Below are 23023 nucleotides of genomic sequence, written 5' to 3'. Positions count from 1 at the left end.
AGTAATTTAGAATAACAAACCCCAATTTTGACAACTCCACCTAAGTAAAATGCTAACTAGAGAAAGGTTGCTAACACTATGCATAATACAGTGTTGGCAACCTTTTTTACTTCTATCAAAATCAGTCATACCGTATATGAATTGATGATATCAATATCCTTATAACCGCATTAATGAGGTAGTTGGCATCTGACAAATCTCAAGCCAGCCTATAAAATAATTGGGGCTGTCCTAGATAAATAAAATTATTTAGGATAGCACTATGAGAAAGAGTAAACTAAGTTGGTATAAACAAAACAGACTCATCGAGTTATTTGTTGCTGGTTCTACCGCGAGAACAGCAGCAAGCCTAATTGGTGTTAATAAAACGACAGCCAGTTATTACTTTCATAGGCTAAGACTGCTTATTTACGAGAATAGTCAAGACCCTGGTCTATTTGAAGGCGAAATCGAAGTAGACGAATCATACTTTGGTGGCACTCGTAAAGGCAAGCGAGGGCGAGGTGCCGGTAGCAAAGTGCCCGTGTTTGGCCTATTAAAGCGTAATGGCAAGGTCTACGCTTGTATTATACCCAATGCTAAAGCAGATACTTTGATCCCCATCATAAGAGAAAAAGTGAAGCCTGATAGCATTGTTTATACTGACTCATTTAAAAGCTATAACGCACTAGATGTCAGTGAGTTTACTCATTATCGTATCAACCACTCCAAAACCTTTGTTAATGACAAGAATCACATTAATGGTATAGAGAACTTCTGGAACCAAGCTAAACGGCATCTACGTAAGTTTAACGGGGTTCCAAAAGAGCATTTTCACCTCTATTTAAAGGAATGTGAGTGGCGTTTTAATCACAGTGACCCAAAGTCGCAATTACTACAATTAAAACAATGGGTTAAACAGGGTTTGAACTAGTTATCTAGGACAGCCCCAAATAATTTCTCTTATGCGTTCCTATTGGTTGGCGTTACTCATCATTGATAGTCCTTAACTTTTCACATAATCTTTCTAGGTTATCAATAACATCTTCTACAGTAGTTTGTTCGGTGTTAATGAAGTAAGCAGGATGAGCTACTGTATCTAGCTCTTGTTTTGGACTTATGCGTTCAAATCCTGAATCTAGTAATAAGTCTTTAATTGGTTCGGGATAAGAGTTGAGAGTGCTGTTTTTAAAGATGATGTTAAAATGGTCATCTGCTTTTGTTATTTCAATAGAAAATAGCTGACCATCAAAGTCCCAGCCTTTTACATGTAAGCCTGCTGACTCATATCTGGATTTAACTTCATGATAATGTAAATGGGTAAAAGGTTTTAGTAAAGAAGGGAAGGAGTCTTCGATTTTTCGCAATTTATTTTCAATAACTTTAGTATAAAACTCAGAGTGATAATGATTTCTTTGGGATTTTCCAAGAATTGTGATCTGAGAATCTTCAAATTCTATAAATCCTCTTTTGCTATATCCAAAAATAGTAAAGTGCTCAATGAGCATTTTACGCCAATATTCAACCTGACCTTTTTCCAAAGCCTGATTATAGATTTTCTCTAGTGAATTAGTAATATCATCATTATCATAATTTTTATCATCTAATACGGCTTTGATATATTCTTGCTTAGTTTCCATCTCATTAGAGCCGATACGCAATAGACGTTTCCAACTGTGATCTCGACTAATATTGTCCTTAGTTGAACGTGTGTGTAGCATATTAAAACGAGTATCTCTTTTGGTAAAGTAGACCCCTTTACTAAGTACAGCTCGTTCCCAACGGTACTCGAGATTACTAATGCTATCTTCAATCAAGCTAAATATTCTTCCCGCTGATTTCGCATATTTATTAAATTGAATAAGATATTGGTTGTTATCTACCTCATTCCAATTGCAATCTTTATGTTCACGATAAAATGCTAAAACTCCCGAAAAATTCAACAGAAAACCAATTTGACCCTTAAAAAATGGGTGATTCTCTGCCGTATAAATTGCCGATTGCCAGTCTTCTGACTTTAATAGTAAATGAGCCTTTATTCTTTCTTCTAGAATTTGGTCGCCTAAAAATCCAGTTATATTAGTATTTTTCACTAGGATATCTAGAACTGGCTCATCAAGCTCGTTTAATGCCTCAATTGAATGTAAGGCACGATAAAAGTCGTCTGAGCCGTCGACGATAGTATTTTCAGTTAGGTTGTAGATAACGCGTGTCCAATTTCTCAGTTCAGTCTGATTTAATGACGAATCATGCTTTGACAGGTAAGAGTAAAACGCAAAAAATCTAATCTTGTCGACATAGCTTGTTTCATTCAATAGAACTTTTTTGAATGTCTCTTCTTCGGTATAGTATTTTTGATTAGGAAGATATGTTTTTATTTTTTGAGTAGAGTCTTGGTCCTCGATTAAGTCAAAAATTCTGATTAAACGAATAATAAATTTTTGGTTTAAGCAGCTTAGGATTTCATATTCAGATATTGTAGTAGGCGATAGCTTAGATCCTGTACCCATAAGCACGCTTAAGTCATCTTTTGCTGGTGCTTTAGATGAGTCTTTCTTATCTAGTAGATATTGATATAAGATGATTAAGCGAATGAAGTTCATAAGCTCATCATCGTAAGTATTATCCTGTGAGAATAGGTTTCTATAAGGCCAAAATAAATCTGCCCAATGGGTATCGATTTTATGGATAAAATATTTATAGCCATCTACACGGTTATCATTAAAGCCTGTAATATCCAATTTATAGTCCGGCCAGCCGTCAGTGTACGATTCTATGATTTGCTCAAGCTTGGCCTTGAAGTTTTCAAACGAAGTCAGAGGTTTACCACGTGCATTCATTTTAATATAAAGCTCGTCGGATAAACCAAAAGACTTTAAACGCAAAAACTGAAATGTGATGTAAGGAGTCTCTATATTTATTAGTCTCTGGTATAAGTCACCTTCATATTCCGAGAATTTCTTCTGAATGGTGTCAAGCATATGCAAGCAGGCTTGAACAGTAGGGTCTTGCTTCCATGATAGATAAAACCAATTACTGTCGCTAATTAGCTCGCTTACTGAATAAGTGTTTAAGTCCTTTGGTTGAGTGAGCTTGTTTTTAAAGCTATCATCTGCAGTTAAGGCATCAAAAAACTCCGTTGAGCTCGGACGGGTTTTATAAGTGAAGCGTGACTTATTATTTATTGTGAAACGCTCTCTAAATTCAGCAGTTCGATGGTTTTTAACTGCTAAAAACCAGTGTAATAAAAACAGAGTGGTCAGTCGTTGCTGACCATCAAGTACCGAAAATATACCATAGTCAATATTTCCATAAATAAAGTCTAAATCTAGGGATTGATTGGCATTAGTATGATCAGCAGTTAATGCCAGATATAAAGCATCTAGGAACGTATTTCTAACTTCATACTCGTCTTTTCTACCTTGAGCATAGTCGCGTTGGATGATTGGAATTTCAACAAATTCGACTCGATCAAATAACCCATTAAAGGTCAGCTTTTCTCCCATATTCATTATTGAGCTCCCGTTTCAGTAAAAAAGTCAGTCATGATATCTAGCATAGCTTCTTGATAGTCTTCGCTATCTTTAGTTTCCCAGTACAGCATCTTGTCTACGTTTTCACTGTAATACTTCAAAAACACGTTTTTAGTGCATAAAGGTACATAGGTAGCTTGTTTATCCAGCTCGATTATCCGTTTTCGTTTGATAGGGAAGATGGCATTTTTGTAGCTGCGATTAGTGGAGCTATCAAGCAAGGTTAAGTTACCTATAGAACTGTCTACTTCATCATTACTGTTGGGATCATATAATTTGATGACACGGTCGTATATATCTTTAAACTGATCCTTGGTAAAGGATGTAGAACAAAGTTTTATGGCCTGGGTTTTGATAAGTTGTGCTTCAGCCAAGTCGTTAGGTGGTAGGAGGGCTGGTTCAGCTAGTGTGTTGTTATCAGAAATATACTCAATAACCTGCTCAAGCCACTGTTCTTGCTTGTCTTTACTTTCCGGCATTTCTGAGCTAACAGAGCGGATGTGCTCTATGTCCCACTGATCCAGTTTAAATTTTTCAAACTGAAAGCGAGCATTAGAATCTGGATTGTTTAGCAGACTTGCAATGTTAAATAGCAGTAGGATTTGGCGTAGGTGGTTTGTTGTACTGATTTCGTAGCTCAGCTCAGCTAGGTAGTTATCTATTGTATTCCTTAGATTACTATGAGATAGCACATTATCTATCTTCACGTTAAATATCAGATGAAGGATGCGTTTAATTAAGCGCTTATGAAAATCTTTTTTACCTTTGCTATTACTACTCAGCTTAAATATTTCAGAAATACTGATATTTTGAGATACTAGGTAGCCGATTAGATGGAATAACGTGCGGTCGTTAAACCATTCTTCTAAAGTCATGAATATTTTTTTGACCTCGAGCCATTCATTGCTTATATCGACTTGATTATTATCAAACCATTTATTGAATTGGATAAAAGTTTTAAACTTATCGTTATCGATAAGGTTTTGACTGTTTTTAAATTCCAATGCTCTAAGCTGTAAAATAAACTCAATGCGGTTGGTTTTGATGTTTTTATTACTTATAAAGTACCAAAGCGCATCATCTTGCAGGCTTTTTTCAATTGAATCCCATTCTTGAGATATCTTCGCTTGTTCTAATCTTATAGATTTATTTTGTTCTTTTATGCTTTGATTATTATCAATAAAATTGCTAGATTTTAAAAACAATGCTTTCACAAGTTCAGCGTTCACCAATGGAATTTTACCCATGTTTAATCGAGTAAATACTTCAGTAGCATTTTCATGCTCACCAAGCTCATACCAGATAACTTTAACATTTTTGCCAATCTCATCTTCATTAAGCAAAGTTTGAATAAGCTGTATTCGATAATTGCCTTTATCTTTAAACCACTCATCGACGGCCTTTTTGGCCTCTACAATATGGAAGAAATCGATGTTGTCTTCGGCTTGATCCTCGTTGATATTAGCTAAGAACTCAGAAGAGTCAGTTCTAGTCTCATAACTGATTTGATATCGAGATTTTCCAACTAAGGGAAGGATTTCCTTAAGGCAGGTTAAGATAATATGGATTGTGGTTAAGCGCTGTTGACCATCTACAATTTCCCATTTGTTGCCATGCTCTTTAACTACTATGGGCTGTAAGCAATAAAATTTATCTTTAGCATTAGTACTATTTTCGACTTGCTGTTGGAATTCTTTAATATCCTCAAGTAGGTCAGTTACTTGTCTCTTAGTCCAACGGTAACCCCGTTGATACGCTGGTATGTAAAACTCTTTGTCAAGTAAATCATTGATTGGCTTTAGCATTAATGCATTATCTTGCATTGTGATTCCTCAATTTTCAATAGTGAATGTAGTAATCATATCTTGCCAGTCAGCAATTCCTGCTTAATATCCTGCGTTTTAGCAAGTCTCGTTTATAGTGCTTGGATTTCTATGTGCATATCGAAGAGGATGATGGCGATGGCGGGTTGTTCCTTATAAGTAGGAGTAGCGATTAAAGAGCTTCTTACCACATCAAACCCCAATTTGCTTGCATTTAACTAAGAAAAATACAAAGATTGAAAAACCATGCAAGCTATATTTTATAAAGCTCATAGAAACATTCTATTTTATAAGAATGAGCAAGCATATGTTAAATATTAAGGTTAGTAGCTACTTCAATATCCGTAATTGTCAAGGGTTTGATGCTTACATTAGTTGTTATAATTAACTTTTAACTGTAATGCAGAGCAGCAAATTTACTGAATTATATAACAAACATTAGTTCTTTAGTTAATCTAGTTTTTATTTATTGAATTAATATATATATCGTCAATAGTCTAGTATAGCGGGCAACCTGTAAATTTATTTTACAGGTTGTCCGCTATACTGATCTATATGATAAATAGATAGGCTTACCATCATGATTGCTTCTTCGAATAATTGCCCTTCATGGAGTACTTCCTCTATCGCACAAGCTTGTGCAATCACTTTTCAAGGTAATGCCAGTAATAAATTGCAGCAGGATGCTTTTTTCTTTTTAGATAACTGGTATCAAGAAGACTTAGGCATGATGGCAGTGACATCAGCAGTAGTGCCTTTCTGCTTGGCAGTGTCTGATGGTGTTGCCAGCTCTCATCATTCGCAGCACTGCTCAAAGGCGGTGGTAAAAGCAATCGGACGGTTATGGAACGATCAGAAGCATATCTGCTCAGATAGTATCCATCAGCTGATTAATCAAACCAAGCACTTATCCAAGCGTCATGGTGCAGCGGCAACGCTCGCGATGGTTGCCTGTGAGTTAAATTATGATGGAATAATAAAAGCAACAATCACGCATGTGGGTGATAGCCGTGTGTACTGGCTGCCTAAAGGTACGTCACAGTGGCAGTGCCTGACTCGAGATCATAACCTATTGAATGAGCTCATTGACCAGAAAGCACAAGAGCAAGGTAGCCAAGCGAAGTTCGCTGACTATAACCGAGAAGGAATGGCGGGGAGTCTATATAGTATTACAGAGTGCTTTGCATTGACGGCTGATGACAGTTATCTAAGTAGTGAAGCGCCAGAAGATAGCTCTTGCCAAATTGATATTAATAGCGGCGATTGTATCTTGGTCTGTACGGATGGTATCCACGACTTAGTGACAAGCCATGAATGGCAACCTATCAGTGCCAAAACTGATTTACAAGCTTGGCTAATCAATCTTAAGAACCAAATTTATGACTCTGATGGCAATGCTTATGATAATGGCACAGCAATATTGGTTCGTTTTGATTGAACATATTTTTTAAAGCTCGCTTCATAATTTACTACTTAACTGAGCAACCCATATGCCTACATATCCAATCGCCAGCTATACAAAGTCAGCACGTCTCTTTGCTTTATATCAAAGCCTTCCTCGGAGTGAAACTGATGCTGTGTCACTCACTGAGCTTATGCAAAACTACGGTAATGATCCTGATAATTATACAAATGAGCGTAAAAACTTAGAGAACGATCTAATTGGCTTAAACCAAGTCTTTAACGATATTTTCTATAGTGACGCATTAATTCGGGTGCCAGCATGGGGCAAGAATATCAGTGGCAAGATGGCACGGTTTTATATTGAATCTAGCTTTAGTATCGATGTCATTAACGAGCAAACGGTATTCTTTTGGGAAATGCTGGATAAATATACCGCAAACTACTTACCACTATCTTTTAAACAAGAAATCACAGACAAGCTCACTCAATTACGTCGACAGGATAAAGACAAATTTCATCAAAGTCGGCTAGGACAATGGCAAGATCATCTCATCACCTTATCTAGTATTGTGCAAGCGCCAACGCTTGATAGTGAGGTGATTGGAAGTATTCATCAGGCTCTGCTGCAAAGTCGTCAATTACAAATATGCTATCACAATAAATGGGAAGGACAGGCAAGTCAAAGAGTGGTGTATCCCAAAGGACTGATCTTTATTGACAATATAATCTATCTCACAGGTTTTAATCCAGTAAATGATCATGTCGATGATGACGTATTGCTAGAGGAGCATCGCAACTTTGCAGTCAACCGTATTACCGAGGTAGTAGTCATAAATAAGCCAATACCTGACTGGGTAGGGCGTGACATTTTTACATTAGATAGCTTACAGAAGCTAGGCAAGCTAGAGTTTGGTAAAAATATTGAAATCAACTTGGTTTTAAAAGTACAGAAATATGCCTGTCAGCACCTTTATGAGCGCCCACTAGCGATAGATCAGCAAATTACTATTATCGATGACACTTGGAATCAGGTCAGCGCTACAGTTGCTAATACTACTCGTCTGCAAGATTGGCTGGTAAGTATGTCGCAATTGTCCGTCGTCATTGAACCATTAGAGTTAAAGACGGTTATTCTTGAGCGACTAGAAAGTGGGATGCAGCTTTATAACCGTAATTAATATTTTTACTTTAAAAAGGAGCCGAGTATGACAGTAGATAGTATTTTTAAAGATAAACAGACTATAAAAAACGATATCAATGAGGAACGTAGTGATGAGCTTCAGATAGAGCCCATGCCTTTAGCTACTTTATATACGCCACAATCAGATAGCTACCTCTTGTCTGAGGTTGGATTTATTGTTATCGAAGATGGCTGGGATGAATAGTCATTGCTAAATCTACAACAACAAGTCGGTTGCACATTGTTTGCGCTACAAACCACAGATAAGCAAATTGATAGATTCAAAGTAATAGACGGGATCATTATTTGCAAAGCGGATGAAGTCGGGCAGGTAATAGGCGTATTTGAATCAGTACTATCTGATCGGGATAAGGCTGGTATAGATGTTAATGATATTAGAAGATCCTGTGGGGCTGAAAAGACTGCTAAGTTTATACAGACTAGAGTAACGGGCATGCCAGATTCAGAACAAGTAAAAAGTGCCGTTAATCATCTGCTCAATCAAATTCCTGAAGGTCTTAGTATCCAGTATATGATGCTTGATATTGAAAGCGATCATAAGCTATCTCTTGATGAGTTTTTTAGCGTCACAACTGCTGTTGAAAGTCGGATTTCTGATGATTCAGAAGTGTTTTACGGCAATAGGATGATTGATAAACCTGACCATTATTGGATGGGGGCGATATATGTGGCTGGTTAGCATGGCAGGTAGGCAAATGCTCATTAATTAAATCGTAAGGAGTGTGAAAAATGACAACAATAGATAAAGATTTGTTTGATGACTTTATCCAAGCTCAAGATGCCATCTATTCACAAGTGATTGAAGAGCTGACCCAAGGTCGTAAGCGCACGCATTGGATGTGGTTTATTTTTCCACAGGTGAAAGGGTTAGGGCATAGTAAAATGTCTCGACGATTTGCAATAGAGAGTCTGGAGCAAGCGAAAGCGTATTTGCAGCATGAGGTGCTTGGAGCACGGCTCATAGAGTGTACTGAACTATTGCTGTCGCACCCTGATAAAAGCGCTTTAAATATCTTTGGTTCACCGGACAATTTGAAGCTGCAATCTTCACTTACGTTGTTTACTTTAGCATCCTCTAATAAAAAATGTATTTTTGACGAGCTTTTGGATCAGTATTTTGAAGGCAATTACGATATAAAGACTATCAAGATGCTAAGGCAAATCAATGACCAGCAATATAAGTAAATAAAACCGAATATGATTTAACTCGCACTAAAATTTGATACTTCCAACCATACCAAGAAACATTAATTATCAGTGAGTATAGCGATGAAATACCATCTGGACGAATCGTATATAGATGACAGACCTAATGCATTTCTATACCAACGAATTATGGATCGTTACCCTAAGTCTGTTATTGGTTGTTTTATTATCAGCGAGGATTGGGATGAGCAGGCACTACTAGAGCTAAAAGAGAAGTCAGAGGCTTGGTTTTTAGTGGGATTGCAAATAAATGATATGGATTTTGATCGCTTAGATATTATAGAGGGCATTGTTAAATGTCAGCCTGAAGACGTAAGTCAAGTAGTTAAGTTATTGAATATCAGTCCACGTGGTTTAATAGGTATAGATGTTATCGATATTAAAAGCTTATTCAAACGAGAAAAATTATATAAATTTATTCAAATTCATATAACAGATGGATCTGAAACAGATATGGCAAAAAAAGCAGCTAGTGAGTTGGTTGGTCAGTTCCCTAAAAACCTTAATATTAAAGGGCTATTGTTAGGTATGGAGAGTAGCGAAAGCCCCTCACTAGATACTACTTCTTATATAGTGGCATGTATTGAAAAGAACGTTATGGCTGATGAATTATATACGTACTACTGCACCAGTATTAGTAATGAACCTGAATCTTTTCGATTAAGGGCAATGTATGCTGAGGCATAGCTCAGTTCTTTAGTGGTCAAACCCCGATATTAATAGCATCACCTAAGAAAAGTAAGTTTCATACCCCAGCCCTCTACACTATATAAATAATAGCGTATAGAGTTTTTTCGAATTGTCAGAGTAAGATTGATCCATGGCATATGCAGATATTAATAATATTTTAAACACCATAATATTGAGGGGTTTATTACCTAATAAGTTATAGTTTCAATAAGAACTTGATCTACTTTAGCGTTAACTATTTCTAGTATCGATCTCAATTTTCAGCATAGCTCAAACTGACTACATCAGTATATTTATACCGACTCTAATGCTTGCTGGCATGCTTGAGCTAAATAAGGGTCAACACTGTCTTGTGTAAGCAGCCATTTAATATAACCAGCACCTTCAGAGCTCGCAGCTAAATCTGCAATAGCCTCGCCCTTATACCTGCCAAAACTTAAGTGCGTGGGTATGCGCGCTATTTGGCTAAGCTCTTATAAGCCCTCCATATCAGTTATCTCTTGACCTTGGATATTGATCTACGCTAAAGAAACCGTACGGTCAAAGCAGTTAAACTAAGCGTAATAAGTGGAGTTTATCATGGACAAAAAATGGAGAACCTAATACAGTACACTACTTAAAGCCGAAGCCGTCAATATAATCAAAATGGCAACATTACAGCTACCGATAAGCAGTTCGGAGAGTTATTCTGAATGCTACTACTGCGATAACATATAGTAAATAAAATTCGATATGTTTAAGACGCTTTGAAATCCTATGTTATTAGTAGAAAATTAAATTATATAGTAGGGTTTTTGGAAAGTAAGCCCGCAACATCAGCTAACATTTTTCATTATTTTTTTGAATGGTAGGATAGTTTGAATTATCCATCGCATACGCTCTTTTTCGATACTTTACGAGATAATCTGCTATTTGTTTGGTACGTCGGATAGGGTATATAGAGCAATATTGAACAAGTCTTTATAAAAACCAGACAATTGCTTGTTAAATGTGTTTATAAGAATGTTAGCATGTATAAGTTATTTTGATAATAAATATGAATTTTATGGAATTTTGAAAAATGCCAATTGTAGACTTAGTATTAAATTATCGATTTTTAATTGGCTATCTGGGTGAAAAGAGTCAATTTGATTGGTGGGGAAGTAATTTTCTCGGTGCATCTAGTCCAGCCTTCCTTATGTATCCATATCCTAGAACAATGCTGTTAGCGCAGTATCATGGAGTGTGTGAGGCAGCATTATTGGTACACGATGAATATATCGGTGTAGGTGAAAACTACCATCTATACAGGCTACCAGACTCACTTGAAAGAGAAGTTTCCAAAGCAGTGCAAAATATCGATATGAAAGAAAGACTGATAAGTAAAGATAGTGCTTTTGAAGCATTGGAACAGCTGGTTTACAGTGAAGTTGAAAAGTCTGAAGGGCCTGTCAATATAGGTGTATTTAATGATGAGGGTTTAGAGCTTATGCTGAAAGTAGCAGCGAGGCACTATCTTAATGCCTTTAAAGAAGGCTATAAAAGCTTTCCTTATATGAAGGAAGCGTAATGAGTTCAGATATTTCTCAAAATCAGTTTTATACTACGCAACTGGGAGCCGGTCTAGGCCTCGTTAATGAAACTAAGCTTCTATTGGAGATATACCAACATGGTATGACGGTTTCTGAGTTATATGAAGAAGCATTAAGTTCCGGTTTATTTCCAATGGTTACGGCACGTAGACTACGCAATATTATTGCTGAGTGTTTCTCACCTCGATACATCAAAACTAATGTAGCTGTTCATTTGAAAAAACTGGCTCAAGTTGTATCATCACAAGATATTAATCAGCTATTTTTGATACACACTGCACAAGCCAATAAAGTTCTACAGGATTTTATTATAGAAGTATATTGGAACCGTTACTCAGGTGGTCACGATACAATAACTACTGAAGATGCTCGGGATTTTATGGCCTATGCTATAGATGAAGGGAAAATGCAAAAACCATGGGCAGACTCGGTTGTTAAACGTGTATCTTCTTATCTTATTGGTTGCTGTGCTGACTATAATCTATTGTCGTCAGGCAGATCGCCTACGCGAACCATTCAACCTATCCGTATTCATTTAAACACTTCTTTATATTTAGCTCACTTTTTACATTTTAACGGTCTAGGTGATAACGCGATCATTAGTCATGAGTCGTGGAAGCTTTTTGGTATGGAGCCTAATGAAGTACGTGATGAGTTAAGAACACTAGCAAAAAATAACTGGTTAATTGTGCAGTCAGCAGGTGACGTGACTCGCATCAGTTGGCAGTTTAAAAAAATGGAGGAGGTAATAGATGTCATCGCTCAATACTGATTTTAATGAGTTAATGGAGCGAGTAAGAGCAGGCCGAGAGTTTGGGCATGCCAGCTTCGAGCCTATCTTTTATTTGATCTTTGATCCACAAAAAATATTGAAAATAAAGCGTCAGCTTCCTGCATGGGCAGCAAAACTTCGAAATGAAGGTTGGGATGTCCATATTTTCTCCATGGCTAAAGCCGTACAAGAAGTCTTTGATGAAATGCCTGTTTTCATTAAGAAAACCTGGGAAAAGCAAGATTCAGCGGCTCTTGAGAATAGAGACTCAGCAGAAAATATAGGCTTGCAGTGGCAAAAAACCAATAAATCATTAGCAGAAGCACTTACCAAAAAAAACGCATTACAAAATAAGCTTGAAGCTAAGTTATTCGACCTTGAAGGTAGGCCAAACTCAATTTTATTAGTGTCAGATATTGAAGCACTTCATCCTTATCTCCGTATAGGGTCTATGGAAAGCCAACTTCAAGGTAAATTTCATGTACCTACTATATTTTTTTATCCAGGTATGAGGACAGGTAAAACCCAACTTAAATTTTTAGGGTTTTATCCGGAAGATGGTAACTACCGTTCAGTACATGTAGGCGGCTGATAATCTGGCTTAATTAATGAGATTTACTTAGGGATATATAATGGAAATTAAAAATTTATTTGATAATAATAAAGATATTTACCGCACTATTGAAAAGGTCATTACTTATGGGGTATCTCAAGAGGAACGTTTAAAAGCTGAGATATCTGAGTATGTTGTCACTGAGAGCATCGAAGAGCAATTTGAAAAACTACTTAGTAAGATGCAGGCAGCCATGGAAGCAGGCGGGCAAAACGAGGTAGGTGTCTGGGTTTCGGGTTTCTATGGTTCAGGTAAGAGTTCTTTTACAAAATATTTAGGCTTAGCTTTTGATGATAATATCAAAATTGATGGCACACCTTTTATCCAGCATCTTCAAGATAGGTTTAAAAAATCAACTACGAAGGCTTTGCTAGCTTCTGTTTCAAAACGTTTTCCTGCGGCTGTCCTTATGCTTGACTTAGCTAGTGAGCAGCTGGCTGGTGCGACAATGGAAGAGGTGTCTACAGTCCTGTACTACAAAGTTCTACAATGGGCAGGTTATTCTCGTAATTTGAAAGTAGCAGCTTTTGAAAGAAAGTTAAAAAAAGAAAACCGTCATGATGAGTTTTTACAAGTTTTCAGAGATTACACTGAAGGAGAGGAATGGGATGACTATCGCAATGATGATTTGATTGTTGACAGTGTTATTCCTGAAATAGCACATCAGATGTACCCAACACTATTCAAAACGTCCTCATCATTCAACACTGAAGCTAGCGAAGTAATCCGTTTTGAAAATGATCGTGTAGAGGAAATGATTGAAATAGCCCGTGAGGCTTCGGGTAAAGAACATATCATTTTTATTATCGATGAAGTAGGTCAGTATGTTGGATCACGACAAAACCTTATTTTAAACTTAGATGGCCTAGCCAAAAACTTAAAAAATATTGGTAATGGTAAGGTTTGGGTAATCGGTACCGCACAGCAAACACTTACAGAAGATGATCCAAAAGCTTCACTTAATTCTCCTGAACTATATAAATTGAAAGACCGCTTCCCAATACAAATAGACCTTGAAGCTAATGATATTAAAGAGATTTGTTATAGTCGCCTGCTCAGTAAGTCACCAGCAGGTGAAACAACACTAGGGAATCTATTTGATAATCATGGTCAAGCTCTACGTAACCATACAAAGCTTGTAGATGCACGCGCTTACGGCGCTGACTTTGATAAGCAGACTTTTATTAATCTCTATCCATTCTTGCCTGCCCACTTCGATATTCTGCTACATCTGTTAGGCTCTTTAGCTAAATCGACGGGTGGTATTGGTCTACGTTCAGCGATTAAAGTCGTCCAAGATATTTTGGTTGAAGGGACTGATGTCACCAAGCCTATTGCAAATCAGCCGGTAGGTTGGTTAGCCAATACAGTTACTTTATTTGACTCTTTGAAAAAAGATATTGAAAAAGGTTATCCAGCACTTTATCAGTCAGTAGGTAAAGTTAAAATTCGTTTTTCAGACTCAGAGCTACATCAAGATATTGCTAAGACCGTATGTGTGTTGCAAATTTTAGGTAATTTACCAATTTCATTGCAAAATATAACCAGCCTTATGCATTCAGATATTATGGCGGCATCTAATGCTGATGCAGTGAAAAAAGCAGTTGATGAGCTTATTAACGATGCCATTGTTCCTTTTGGAGAGCAAGAAGGTAGTCTATGCTTCTTTAGTGAAAAACTTAATAACATAGAGCAAGAGCGTGCAACCATACCTTTACGGCCTATCGAGCTAAGTCGTATTCAAAACGAGTGTTTGAAAGAAGCGTATTCACCTTTGCCTTCAACACAACTAAATGGCTCCTTATCAGTACAAACCGGTCTAAAATCTCAAAATGAGAATGGGGTTCCTGCGTCTTTATTAGGTGAGCGTAATGCAGTACAAACAATAGCTGAATTAGTTGATCCTAAAGACTACGAGGCTACAAAAGCACGCTTAATCAGTGAAAGCCGTGAGAAACTTGCAAAGCACAATATTTTCATTGTCGGTCGCACTACGCCTGAGATGATAGATCTGACTAGAGATATTTATCGTTGTCGTGAAATCGCTAGTAAGTATCGTAATGAGCCAGATCAAGAAGTTAAAGAGTATTGTGCAGGCCAGATAGAAATTTCTAAACGTAAGCTTAGTGAACTGGTACGTTTAATTAAGCGTAGCTTATTGCAAGGGTCTTTTGTATTTCGTGGAGAAGTAACGGCTGTTGAAAGTATTAACCAAGATCTTATTGAAGCAGGACGTAAACATTTAGCTATTGTGGCGGCGCAAGTATTTGAACGTTACAGTGAGGCGCCTGTGCGAGTGAATACTAACCTAGCAGAAAAATTCCTTAGTACTAATAGCTTATCAGGTATTACCAGTGATATTGACCCGCTTGGATTAATACAGCGTACTAGTGGTAACACTACGATTAATACAGATCATAAGGCCATTACAAGTATCCGTGACATGGTCGAACGTCAGGGTTCTATTGAAGGCAAGCGCCTCAGTGATATTTTTACTGATGCTCCTTATGGTTGGTCGCCAGATACTGTACGTTATCTGATTTCTGCTATGTTACTGGCAGGAGAGATTAAACTAAAAGTTGCCGGGCGCGAAGTAACTGTTAATGGACAAAAAGCGATTGACGCCTTAAAAACTAATAATACGTTTAAATCTATAGGCGTGTCTTTGCGTGAAGAGCGTCCGAGTATGGAAGTTCTTGCAAATGCGGCTAGTCGCTTGACTGAATTGAGCGGTGATATTGTAGTACCGTTAGAAGATGAAATAAGTAAGGCAGCTATTAAGTTATTTCCTTTACTACAGCGTAATTATGCTCCTTTAGCAGAAAAGCTGAAAGGCATGGATTTACCTGGATCAGATCGAATAGAAGCGTTAACTAATAATATTACAGAAGTGCTCTCTACTGATGGATCTGATGTATCAGTACGACTAGGTGGCGAGGATTCAGATTTTTATAACAGTCTGAAATGGTCGGCTGATCTCACACTTGCTTTACAGCAGGGGTTAGAGACTGATTTAAAAAATCTACAACAGCATCGTAATGAGATTAACTCTTTACCAGATAGTGGTACTCCGAGCAGATTAAAAACTGAATTAGCAGAAGTACTCGATAATGTGAGCGAGCGCCTCAACCAAGCTGAGTTTTTTAAATATAGCGTAGAGTTTGCTAGTTATTTAACCAGTATTAAGAGTCATGTCCGTAATACGGTTATGATCATGCAAACTGAGCAAGCTGAACGTATTAAAGAAGCACAACAAGAAGTAACTACTATAGCGGAATGGCAAGAATTAACGCAGCAAGAACAACATACTGTATTTGCAGATTTAGAAAGCTTGTCTATACCTGTTAGTGAAGACTTGATTGGGCTGCGCAAATTGGTAAATCAAGATTATAGTATTCAGAATCAGCTGCAGGAGATTAAAAGAAATATCAAGCGTACTAGCCAGCAGCGTCTAAAAGCTAAGTTGGATGAAGAGCAAGAAGTACAAAAACAAGAGGGAAAAACACTCATTACTCGTAATATACAAGCAAAGGCCTATATCACGAATATGACTGATTTAAATCAACTTATCACACAGCTAGAACAACTGCGCGGTGAGTTGCGTCATGCTGAAGAGTTTGAGCTGCTTGTTTCACTTGATGGTTCGCATAGTAATCACTCTATTACTAATAAAGGGTAAGGAAAAACAGATGGCATTTGATCAAACTACCCGAAATCGACTACAACGATTTGTTAATAGTGCACGCGAAATTCTAAGTGATGAGTTCACACGTCAGTTGCAAGCAGTTTACGGTATGGACCCAAAACAGGGCACCGTGGCAGATATTAGCTCCTTGACACATTTGAATAATAGTCAGCGCCAAACGGCTCATATATTACGTGAGACTTTAGAACACTATTTAGCTACTACACCGGGCAAAAGCGACAAAGATAGAGTCAAGCAAGTGTTAAGTCGTATCGTACGAGAGCAAGCGTTCACTGTGCTTAATCGCCTGGCTGCTTTGCGTATGGCAGAGGCTCGTGATTTTTTATTAGAATCTGTTGGTAAAGGGCAAAGCTCGAAAGGCTTTCAGTTATATCGTCAATTGGCTGGTACCAGCCACGGCGAAACAGGTGATGCCTATCGTAACTATTTATTTAGTTTGTTCGATGAGTTTAGTATAGATCTTGCAGTATTGTTTGATCGCTATAGCAGACAAGGTCGACTGTTTCCTCGTGAGTCGGCGTTATTAGAACTACTAGCAGAGATCAACCATCACGAAATTGAAGAACTTTGGGCTGAGGACGAAACCATTGGTTGGATTTACCAATATTTTAACTCACAAGAAGAACGCAAAAAAATGCGTGCCGAATCACAAGCACCGCGTAACAGCCGTGAATTAGCAGTCCGTAACCAGTTTTTTACGCCACGTTATGTAGTGGAGTTCTTAACGGATAATACCCTAGGGCGTATCTGGTATGAAATGACTCAAGGTAATACGGCGTTGATTGACAGCTGCAGTTATCTGGTGCGTCGACCTACTGAGATATTTTTAAAGCCTGGTGAGCAATCACCTGAAACTGATAGCGTCGAAGGCAAATCTTTAAGTCAGGACGAGCTACTAAAGCAGCCTGTTTATATACCGTACCGCAAGCTGAAAGATCCACGTAGTATCCGTATGCTTGACCCAGCCTGTGGTTCTATGCACTTTGGACTATATGCATTTGATCTATACGAGCAGGTTTATTTGGAAGCTTGGCAATTAGAGCAAGAGCTGGGACCAGATGCCTTTCTGCGTGAGGCCAATCAACAAGCTCTGCAAACTAGCTTTGCCAATCTAGATGATTTCAAAGCACAAATACCTAAGCTCATTATTGAAAATAACATTCATGGCGTTGATATTGATCCTCGAGCAGTTCAGATAGCAGGTCTAAGTCTATGGCAGCGTGCTCAGCGTGCCTGGCAGCAGCAAGGTTTGAAGCCGCAGCAGCGCCCTGTGATTGTGAAGTCGAATATCGTATGTGCTGAACCGATGCCTGGCGATAAAGACTTACTAAAAGAGTTTACCGAGAAGCTTCATCCACCTGCATTAGGTCAGTTGGTAGAAGTTATCTTCGATAAGATGGAGCTAGCAGGAGAGGCTGGCACGCTATTAAAAATTGAAGAAGAGATCCAAATAGCCATAGATAATGCACGTGCTCAATGGGAAACTAAAAAGGGTAGTGATAGCATCGGTGATTTGTTTCAGGATGAACTTGAGGCTGCTACACCGCAGCAAGAGCTAGGGTTTGACTTATATGGTATAGATAGTGAGACATTTTGGGATGATGCTGAGCAGCTAATCTTAAAGGCATTAAGTGATTATGCTAATCAAGCAGAGTCTGATACCGATCAAAAAAGACTGTTTGCTGAAGATGCTGCCAAGGGGTTTGCATTTATCGATCTGTGCCGTAAGCGGTTTGATGTGGTGCTAATGAATCCGCCGTTTGGTCAACCATCGAAAAAGGTTCAAGCGCATGTTCAAAAACTAGGAATGAAAGGGCGCGATCTCGCTGCTGATTTTGTTACTCAAGGCCTTGACTTGGCTGGTATAAATGGAAGACTGGGTGCAATTACTACAAGGACACTCTTTTTTCTTAAGGGTTATGTTGATTGGCGAGAAAATATAGATGCGAAAGGGCGTGGTACTGAAGTTTTTCTAGATCTTGGGTTTGGTGTGCTGGATGCTGCAGTCGAGACAGCTGCATATACTATATGTAAAGCAAGACTAAATGACTATGGGCTTTATTATGATCAAAAAGGAAGTCACCAAAAAATCGAGTCTAATGAAATTATAGCTTTAGATAACAGTAAGTTATATATAAAGAAGCAATCTTCATTTCGTAAAATCCCTAGATCTCCTACTTGTTACTGGGCAAGTGAGGAGCAACTATCTAGCTTTATTGAAAACTCATCAATAAGTGATAGCTATACTGTTATGTCTGGAGGCAATCCGAGAGATGATTTTAGATTTGTTAGGCATTGGATCGAGATTGGGAAGTCAAATCATAAAGATTATGTGTTGTACTCAAAGGGTGGTGAGTTTTCGCCATATTACTTTGATGTCCACCTAGCTTTAAATTGGAAAGAAAGAGGACATCAACTCAAATCTCATTGTTCTGAATATAGGCGAGCTTTAGGTTGGTCACCTGACTGGCAAGCACTTATGATGAATTATAAAAGCTATTTTTTACCTGGTATAACCTGGCCTAGAAGAACTAGTAGACTAAGTTTTAGATTCTTACCTCAGGGCTGTGTTTTTGGTGATAAAAGTCCTGTGATTCAAAGTATCTCAAATGAACCAAAAGAATTAATTCCTTTAATTAGTCAATTAAATAGCTCATCCGTTGATGGATTGGTTTCACTGATGGTTGGTAGTAGTGAACTAGCTCAGTCCTTTGAGGTTGGAATAATTTCAGCCCTTCCAAGTAGATCTTACGACGTAGATAGATTATCAGAAGTGTCTTTATTGCAATGGAATAATTATAGGGATTTAGATACTACAAATGAAGTATCCCATGCCTACTTATATCCATTTATTTCTGGTAAGAAAACTACTTACCTACAAGCTTTTGATAATACAGTTAACAGTCAGAAAAGTAGTATATTAAATATTATAAAAAACCAAAGTGAAATAGATAATAATTTTCTTCTTGATATGAGGGACGGGTCTAAATTAAATGCTAATGACTTTTCTTTGTTAACTAATAAGGATTTTGCAAAAAGTACTTTTTCATTTGCAGTAGGCTGCCTTTTTGGAAGGTGGGACTATGAAAGAAGATTAGAAGCTAATAATATTGAAGACGATCCATTCTCTAATCCAGGCTTTATCTCTCCTGCCTTAATAGATATTAATAAAAAGAGTGTTTTGTCAATTGACTCGGAAAGTATTTCTTCAGTTTTAAACTCTATTTTTATTGATAATACCTGGGAAACTAGTTTTGCTAAAGATATAGGTTTTGATGATATATCTTATTATATTAATAAGGTAAATGGCTTCTTCAACGATCATTTAAATAAATATACGAAAAGTAAACGATATTTTCCTATTTATTGGCCTCTACAGACTATTTCAGGTTCTTATACTCTTTGGGTGTATTATCATTCCTTAAACCAACAAACTCTTTATACTTGTGTCAACGATTTTATTGAACCTAAATTAGCTATCGTCACTGCAGATTTAAATGGCTTGCGTGATAAATCTACTCGTAGCACTGAAGAAGAAAAAGAGTTGGCTCATTTGGCTGATTTAGAAGCTGAACTCAGAGAATTCCGTAATGAGTTACTGCGCTTGGCTAAATTTTGGAAGCCAAACTTAAATGATGGCGTGCAAATTACTGCTGCACCTTTATGGAAGTTATTCCAACATAAAGCTTGGCAAAAGAAGTTAAGAGAAACCTGGGGAAAACTTGAAGATGGTGAATACGATTGGGCGCATTTAGCAGGTAGTGTCTGGCCTGAACGTGTATTGCGTAAATGTCATCAAGACCACAGTATAGCAATTGCACATGACGTTGAAGATATCTTTTGGCACGAAGTCGAAGTGCCTATAATGCGTGGTAAGAAACCTACTGGTGATACAAAGATTGAATGGCAGCCAAAAAATCTTACCGATACTGAATTAACAGCATTGATAAAGCAAACTGTTATAGGTAGTAAGTAGTGAACTACAATGGAGAAATGCAACGTATGACTATTCAGCAATTCATACAAGAACAAATATTCATACCACGCCTGAACCATAGTGAAGTGTTAGTAGTATATGATCCAGATCAGCGCTATCGCGATATCTGCTCTAGTATGGCTAATGAAAAACGCGTGGTTGTAGATGCTACTGAAACGAGTATAAAAAGTCGTGCAGATGCAATTATGGCTTTAGGTCTGTTAGGTCGTAAAGAGATAGAACAACTACTCGTCTACGTGCCATCTTCGAAACCAATAGAGGATGAAGAAAAGCAAATAGATCCTTTTTCGCTTTATGCTGAGTGCGGTGCGGTATTTCCCGATGGGGATAGTGATAGCTATATGGATTTGTGCCTGCAAGCTAAGCCTGACCACACTACTGATATACGTAAAGCTTTTGCTCTTGATTCAAATCCTAGCTTTGCCATTATAAATAATATCGGTGATGGTCAGAGCTGGCCCAATTTGCAGGCACAGCTTGGAGTGGAATCTGCCAAAGGTATTATTTTTGCCTTATTAGCACCTAGTGCCATACAGCAAGCTGCATTAAAAGAAAGCAAAGCTTGGGTAGGTGAGGCTAAAGAGTTGTTCAAGGATAGTATCGGTCTGTCTTTAAAGACTCGGGCTGAGAGTTGGCCTGCTATTGCTGATGAATTATGGCGATTTATGTTGTTTAGCGAGTTTGCCTTTGACTTACCGGAGTCGCTACCCTCAGACTTGCTAGATGTGCCGCGAGCAGACGATAGTGCTCAACCGTTAGTTGAAGATATTTGTGAACGTTTACGTAGTGATAGGCGCACACAGGATATATATATAGAGCAAGCTGAAGCTATTGAAAGTGATTTGAATCTTAAAGACTGTTGTAGTCATATGGTGGACTTAGGTGAAAGAGATACTTTCCCATTCGAAGAGCGAACTTTTCTATTACAGGCAATAGACTCTTTAAATCATAATGATACTGATAAGGTGCGGTTGATTTTATCACGTCATGCGCAGTCGGTATGGACAGGTAAAGGTGAAAGCCAAATACAGTGGGATTTGCTACGTTCCGCTTTAGCTCTAGTAGGAGCCTGCCAAAATAACGAGCGACTACTAAATGAACATAAGAATAGCATGCAAATGCTAATAGACTTCTATGTTAGTCAGTTACATGAGGTAGATCGCTCACATCGTGAGTTTGAGCAGGCGGTTAGCGATTATGATTGGCAGGATACTCAAGGCTTAATGAAGCCATTACAACAGCAAGTCCGTAAGCAATACGGCAGGCTGATGGAAAAAGTACAGATTATATTTACCAGTCATCTCGAACAGAGTGGGTGGCCGCTGGCGAGTAAACGTGCTAATACGGAAGTTTTCGATCAGATGGTTGCTCCTAAGCTGATGCAAAGCGGCAATAAGGTCGCTTACTTCATGGTTGACGCTTTGCGCTATGAGCTGGGTGTGGCATTGGCTCAACAGCTTGCTGAAGATGGAAAGGTAGAGCTTATAACTGCTCTTGCTCAACTACCCAGTATCACCTTAGTCGGTATGGCAAGTTTACTGCCAGGAGCCAGTACTGATTTCCGTTTGGTTAAATCTGAGAATGGTTTTGTACCCTATATTCAGGAACAGGAAGTTAAAACAGTTGTACAGCGTATGAATCTAGTTAAGAAGCGTTATGGGCATCGCTTCCAAGAGGGAAGGCTTGAAGAGTTTGTACGTGGTCGCTTTAAAGTTGAAAATGATATTGAGCTACTTATATTACGCTCAGTAGAGATAGACAGTCATTTTGAAAACCACCCTGACACCGCACCTACCGAAATCATTAACGCATTAAAGCGTATTCGTGTGGCTGTTCATAAACTAAAGGATGCTGGGTTTAATGAAGTTGTGATAGCCACTGATCACGGTTTCTTTATGAACACACATGCGGCAGCGGGAGATACTTGTAGCAAACTGCAAGGCAATTGGAATAACGTGCATGAGCGCTGCCTATTAGGAGAAGGGGATGTTGATAATAATCATTATAAGCTTTCTTGTGAAAAAGCAGGCATTAAAGGTGATTTCTCGACAATAGCGGGTCCATTGTCTTTAGCCTCTTATAAGTCAGGTATGCTCTATTATCATGGAGGTGCATCGCTACAAGAGTGTGTCGTACCTGTGATTACCCTTCAGTTATCAGCTATAGAGCAAATGCCAGTTGCGAAGGCAAATGTTGAATTGAACTATAAAAATGGTGCTAAGCGTATTACTACACGCTTGCCTGTAATTGAGATATCACTTGAAAGCCAGGATATGTTCTCTGTGGATAGCGATTTTGAAATACTCATAGAAGCTCACAATAATTCTGGTGAAGTCGTAGGCGAAGCCAAGCATGGCGGTGCGGTCAATCCTGCAACTGGAACAATTCACCTGAAACCTGGCGATAAAAATCAAATTACGATAAAAATGCAGCTTGATTTTGAAGGTAAGTTTACAGTGAAAGCACTGAATCCATCTACGATGGCAATTTTCTGCCAACTCAATTTAGAAACAGATTATACGGTGTAA

General features: G+C 38.1%; 15 protein-coding genes. 13 read left to right on the top strand and 2 right to left on the bottom strand.

The features are described from left to right. Positions 1 to 262: 262 nt before the first annotated feature. Entirely contained in the window at positions 263 to 913 is a 651-nt protein-coding gene (locus CXF69_RS01130; protein ID WP_102078887.1) for an IS1595-like element ISPssp3 family transposase, read from the top strand. Positions 914 to 965: 52 nt separating this feature from the next. Here the strand turns inward: CXF69_RS01130 and CXF69_RS01125 are convergent, their stop codons facing one another. Further along, entirely contained in the window at positions 966 to 3491 is a 2526-nt protein-coding gene (locus CXF69_RS01125; protein WP_102078888.1) for a DUF262 domain-containing protein, read from the bottom strand. Further along, positions 3491 to 5335 (bottom strand): DUF262 domain-containing protein, encoded by a 1845-nt coding sequence (locus CXF69_RS01120; protein WP_102083148.1) that lies wholly within the window; start codon positions 5333 to 5335, stop codon positions 3491 to 3493. The genes CXF69_RS01125 and CXF69_RS01120 overlap by 1 nt, the downstream gene beginning before the upstream one ends. A gap of 580 nt (positions 5336 to 5915) precedes the next feature. Between CXF69_RS01120 and CXF69_RS01115 the strand changes: the two genes are divergently transcribed. The 12 genes from CXF69_RS01115 (at position 5916) to CXF69_RS14280 (ending at position 23023) form a co-directional block, all read left to right on the top strand. Then, complete coding sequence (locus CXF69_RS01115; RefSeq protein WP_102077879.1) at positions 5916 to 6773, top strand: PP2C family protein-serine/threonine phosphatase; 858 nt, start codon at positions 5916 to 5918, stop codon at positions 6771 to 6773. Between the two features lie 52 nt (positions 6774 to 6825). Further along, positions 6826 to 7917, top strand: a complete 1092-nt coding sequence (locus CXF69_RS01110; RefSeq protein ID WP_102077880.1) for a helix-turn-helix transcriptional regulator — start codon at positions 6826 to 6828, stop codon at positions 7915 to 7917. 27 nt (positions 7918 to 7944) lie between these two features. Next, positions 7945 to 8124, top strand: coding sequence for a hypothetical protein (locus CXF69_RS01105; RefSeq protein WP_102077881.1), 180 nt, complete (start codon positions 7945 to 7947; stop codon positions 8122 to 8124). Positions 8125 to 8127: 3 nt separating this feature from the next. After that, entirely contained in the window at positions 8128 to 8619 is a 492-nt protein-coding gene (locus tag CXF69_RS01100) for a hypothetical protein (protein WP_102077882.1), read from the top strand. 50 nt (positions 8620 to 8669) lie between these two features. Further along, a complete protein-coding gene (locus tag CXF69_RS01095; protein ID WP_102077883.1) occupies positions 8670 to 9125 on the top strand; it encodes a DUF1810 domain-containing protein in 456 nt (151 codons plus the stop codon). 150 nt (positions 9126 to 9275) lie between these two features. Further along, a complete protein-coding gene (locus CXF69_RS01090; RefSeq protein WP_102077884.1) occupies positions 9276 to 9833 on the top strand; it encodes a hypothetical protein in 558 nt (185 codons plus the stop codon). Positions 9834 to 10896: 1063 nt separating this feature from the next. Further along, a complete protein-coding gene (locus tag CXF69_RS01080) occupies positions 10897 to 11385 on the top strand; it encodes a BrxE family protein (RefSeq protein WP_102077885.1) in 489 nt (162 codons plus the stop codon). Continuing rightward, positions 11385 to 12179, top strand: a complete 795-nt coding sequence (locus CXF69_RS01075) for a BrxA family protein (RefSeq protein WP_102077886.1) — start codon at positions 11385 to 11387, stop codon at positions 12177 to 12179. Before CXF69_RS01080 ends, CXF69_RS01075 begins: the two co-directional genes overlap by 1 nt. Continuing rightward, positions 12160 to 12771 (top strand): BREX protein BrxB domain-containing protein, encoded by a 612-nt coding sequence (locus CXF69_RS01070; RefSeq protein ID WP_102077887.1) that lies wholly within the window; start codon positions 12160 to 12162, stop codon positions 12769 to 12771. The genes CXF69_RS01075 and CXF69_RS01070 overlap by 20 nt, the downstream gene beginning before the upstream one ends. 40 nt (positions 12772 to 12811) lie before the next feature. Then, positions 12812 to 16471, top strand: coding sequence for a BREX system P-loop protein BrxC (gene brxC / locus CXF69_RS01065; protein ID WP_102077888.1), 3660 nt, complete (start codon positions 12812 to 12814; stop codon positions 16469 to 16471). Positions 16472 to 16481: 10 nt separating this feature from the next. Continuing rightward, positions 16482 to 20474 carry a BREX-1 system adenine-specific DNA-methyltransferase PglX gene (pglX, locus tag CXF69_RS01060; RefSeq protein WP_102077889.1) on the top strand — a complete coding sequence of 1331 codons (3993 nt, stop codon included), beginning with the start codon at positions 16482 to 16484 and terminating at the stop codon, positions 20472 to 20474. 26 nt (positions 20475 to 20500) lie between these two features. Then, complete coding sequence (locus tag CXF69_RS14280; protein WP_102077930.1) at positions 20501 to 23023, top strand: PglZ domain-containing protein; 2523 nt, start codon at positions 20501 to 20503, stop codon at positions 23021 to 23023.

It is taken from the genome of Psychrobacter sp. Choline-02u-9, assembly GCF_002836505.1.
In the GTDB taxonomy this organism is placed as follows: domain Bacteria; phylum Pseudomonadota; class Gammaproteobacteria; order Pseudomonadales; family Moraxellaceae; genus Psychrobacter.
Note: the sequence above shows the minus strand (reverse complement) of the source record. Positions and strands in the feature narration are given on the sequence as shown.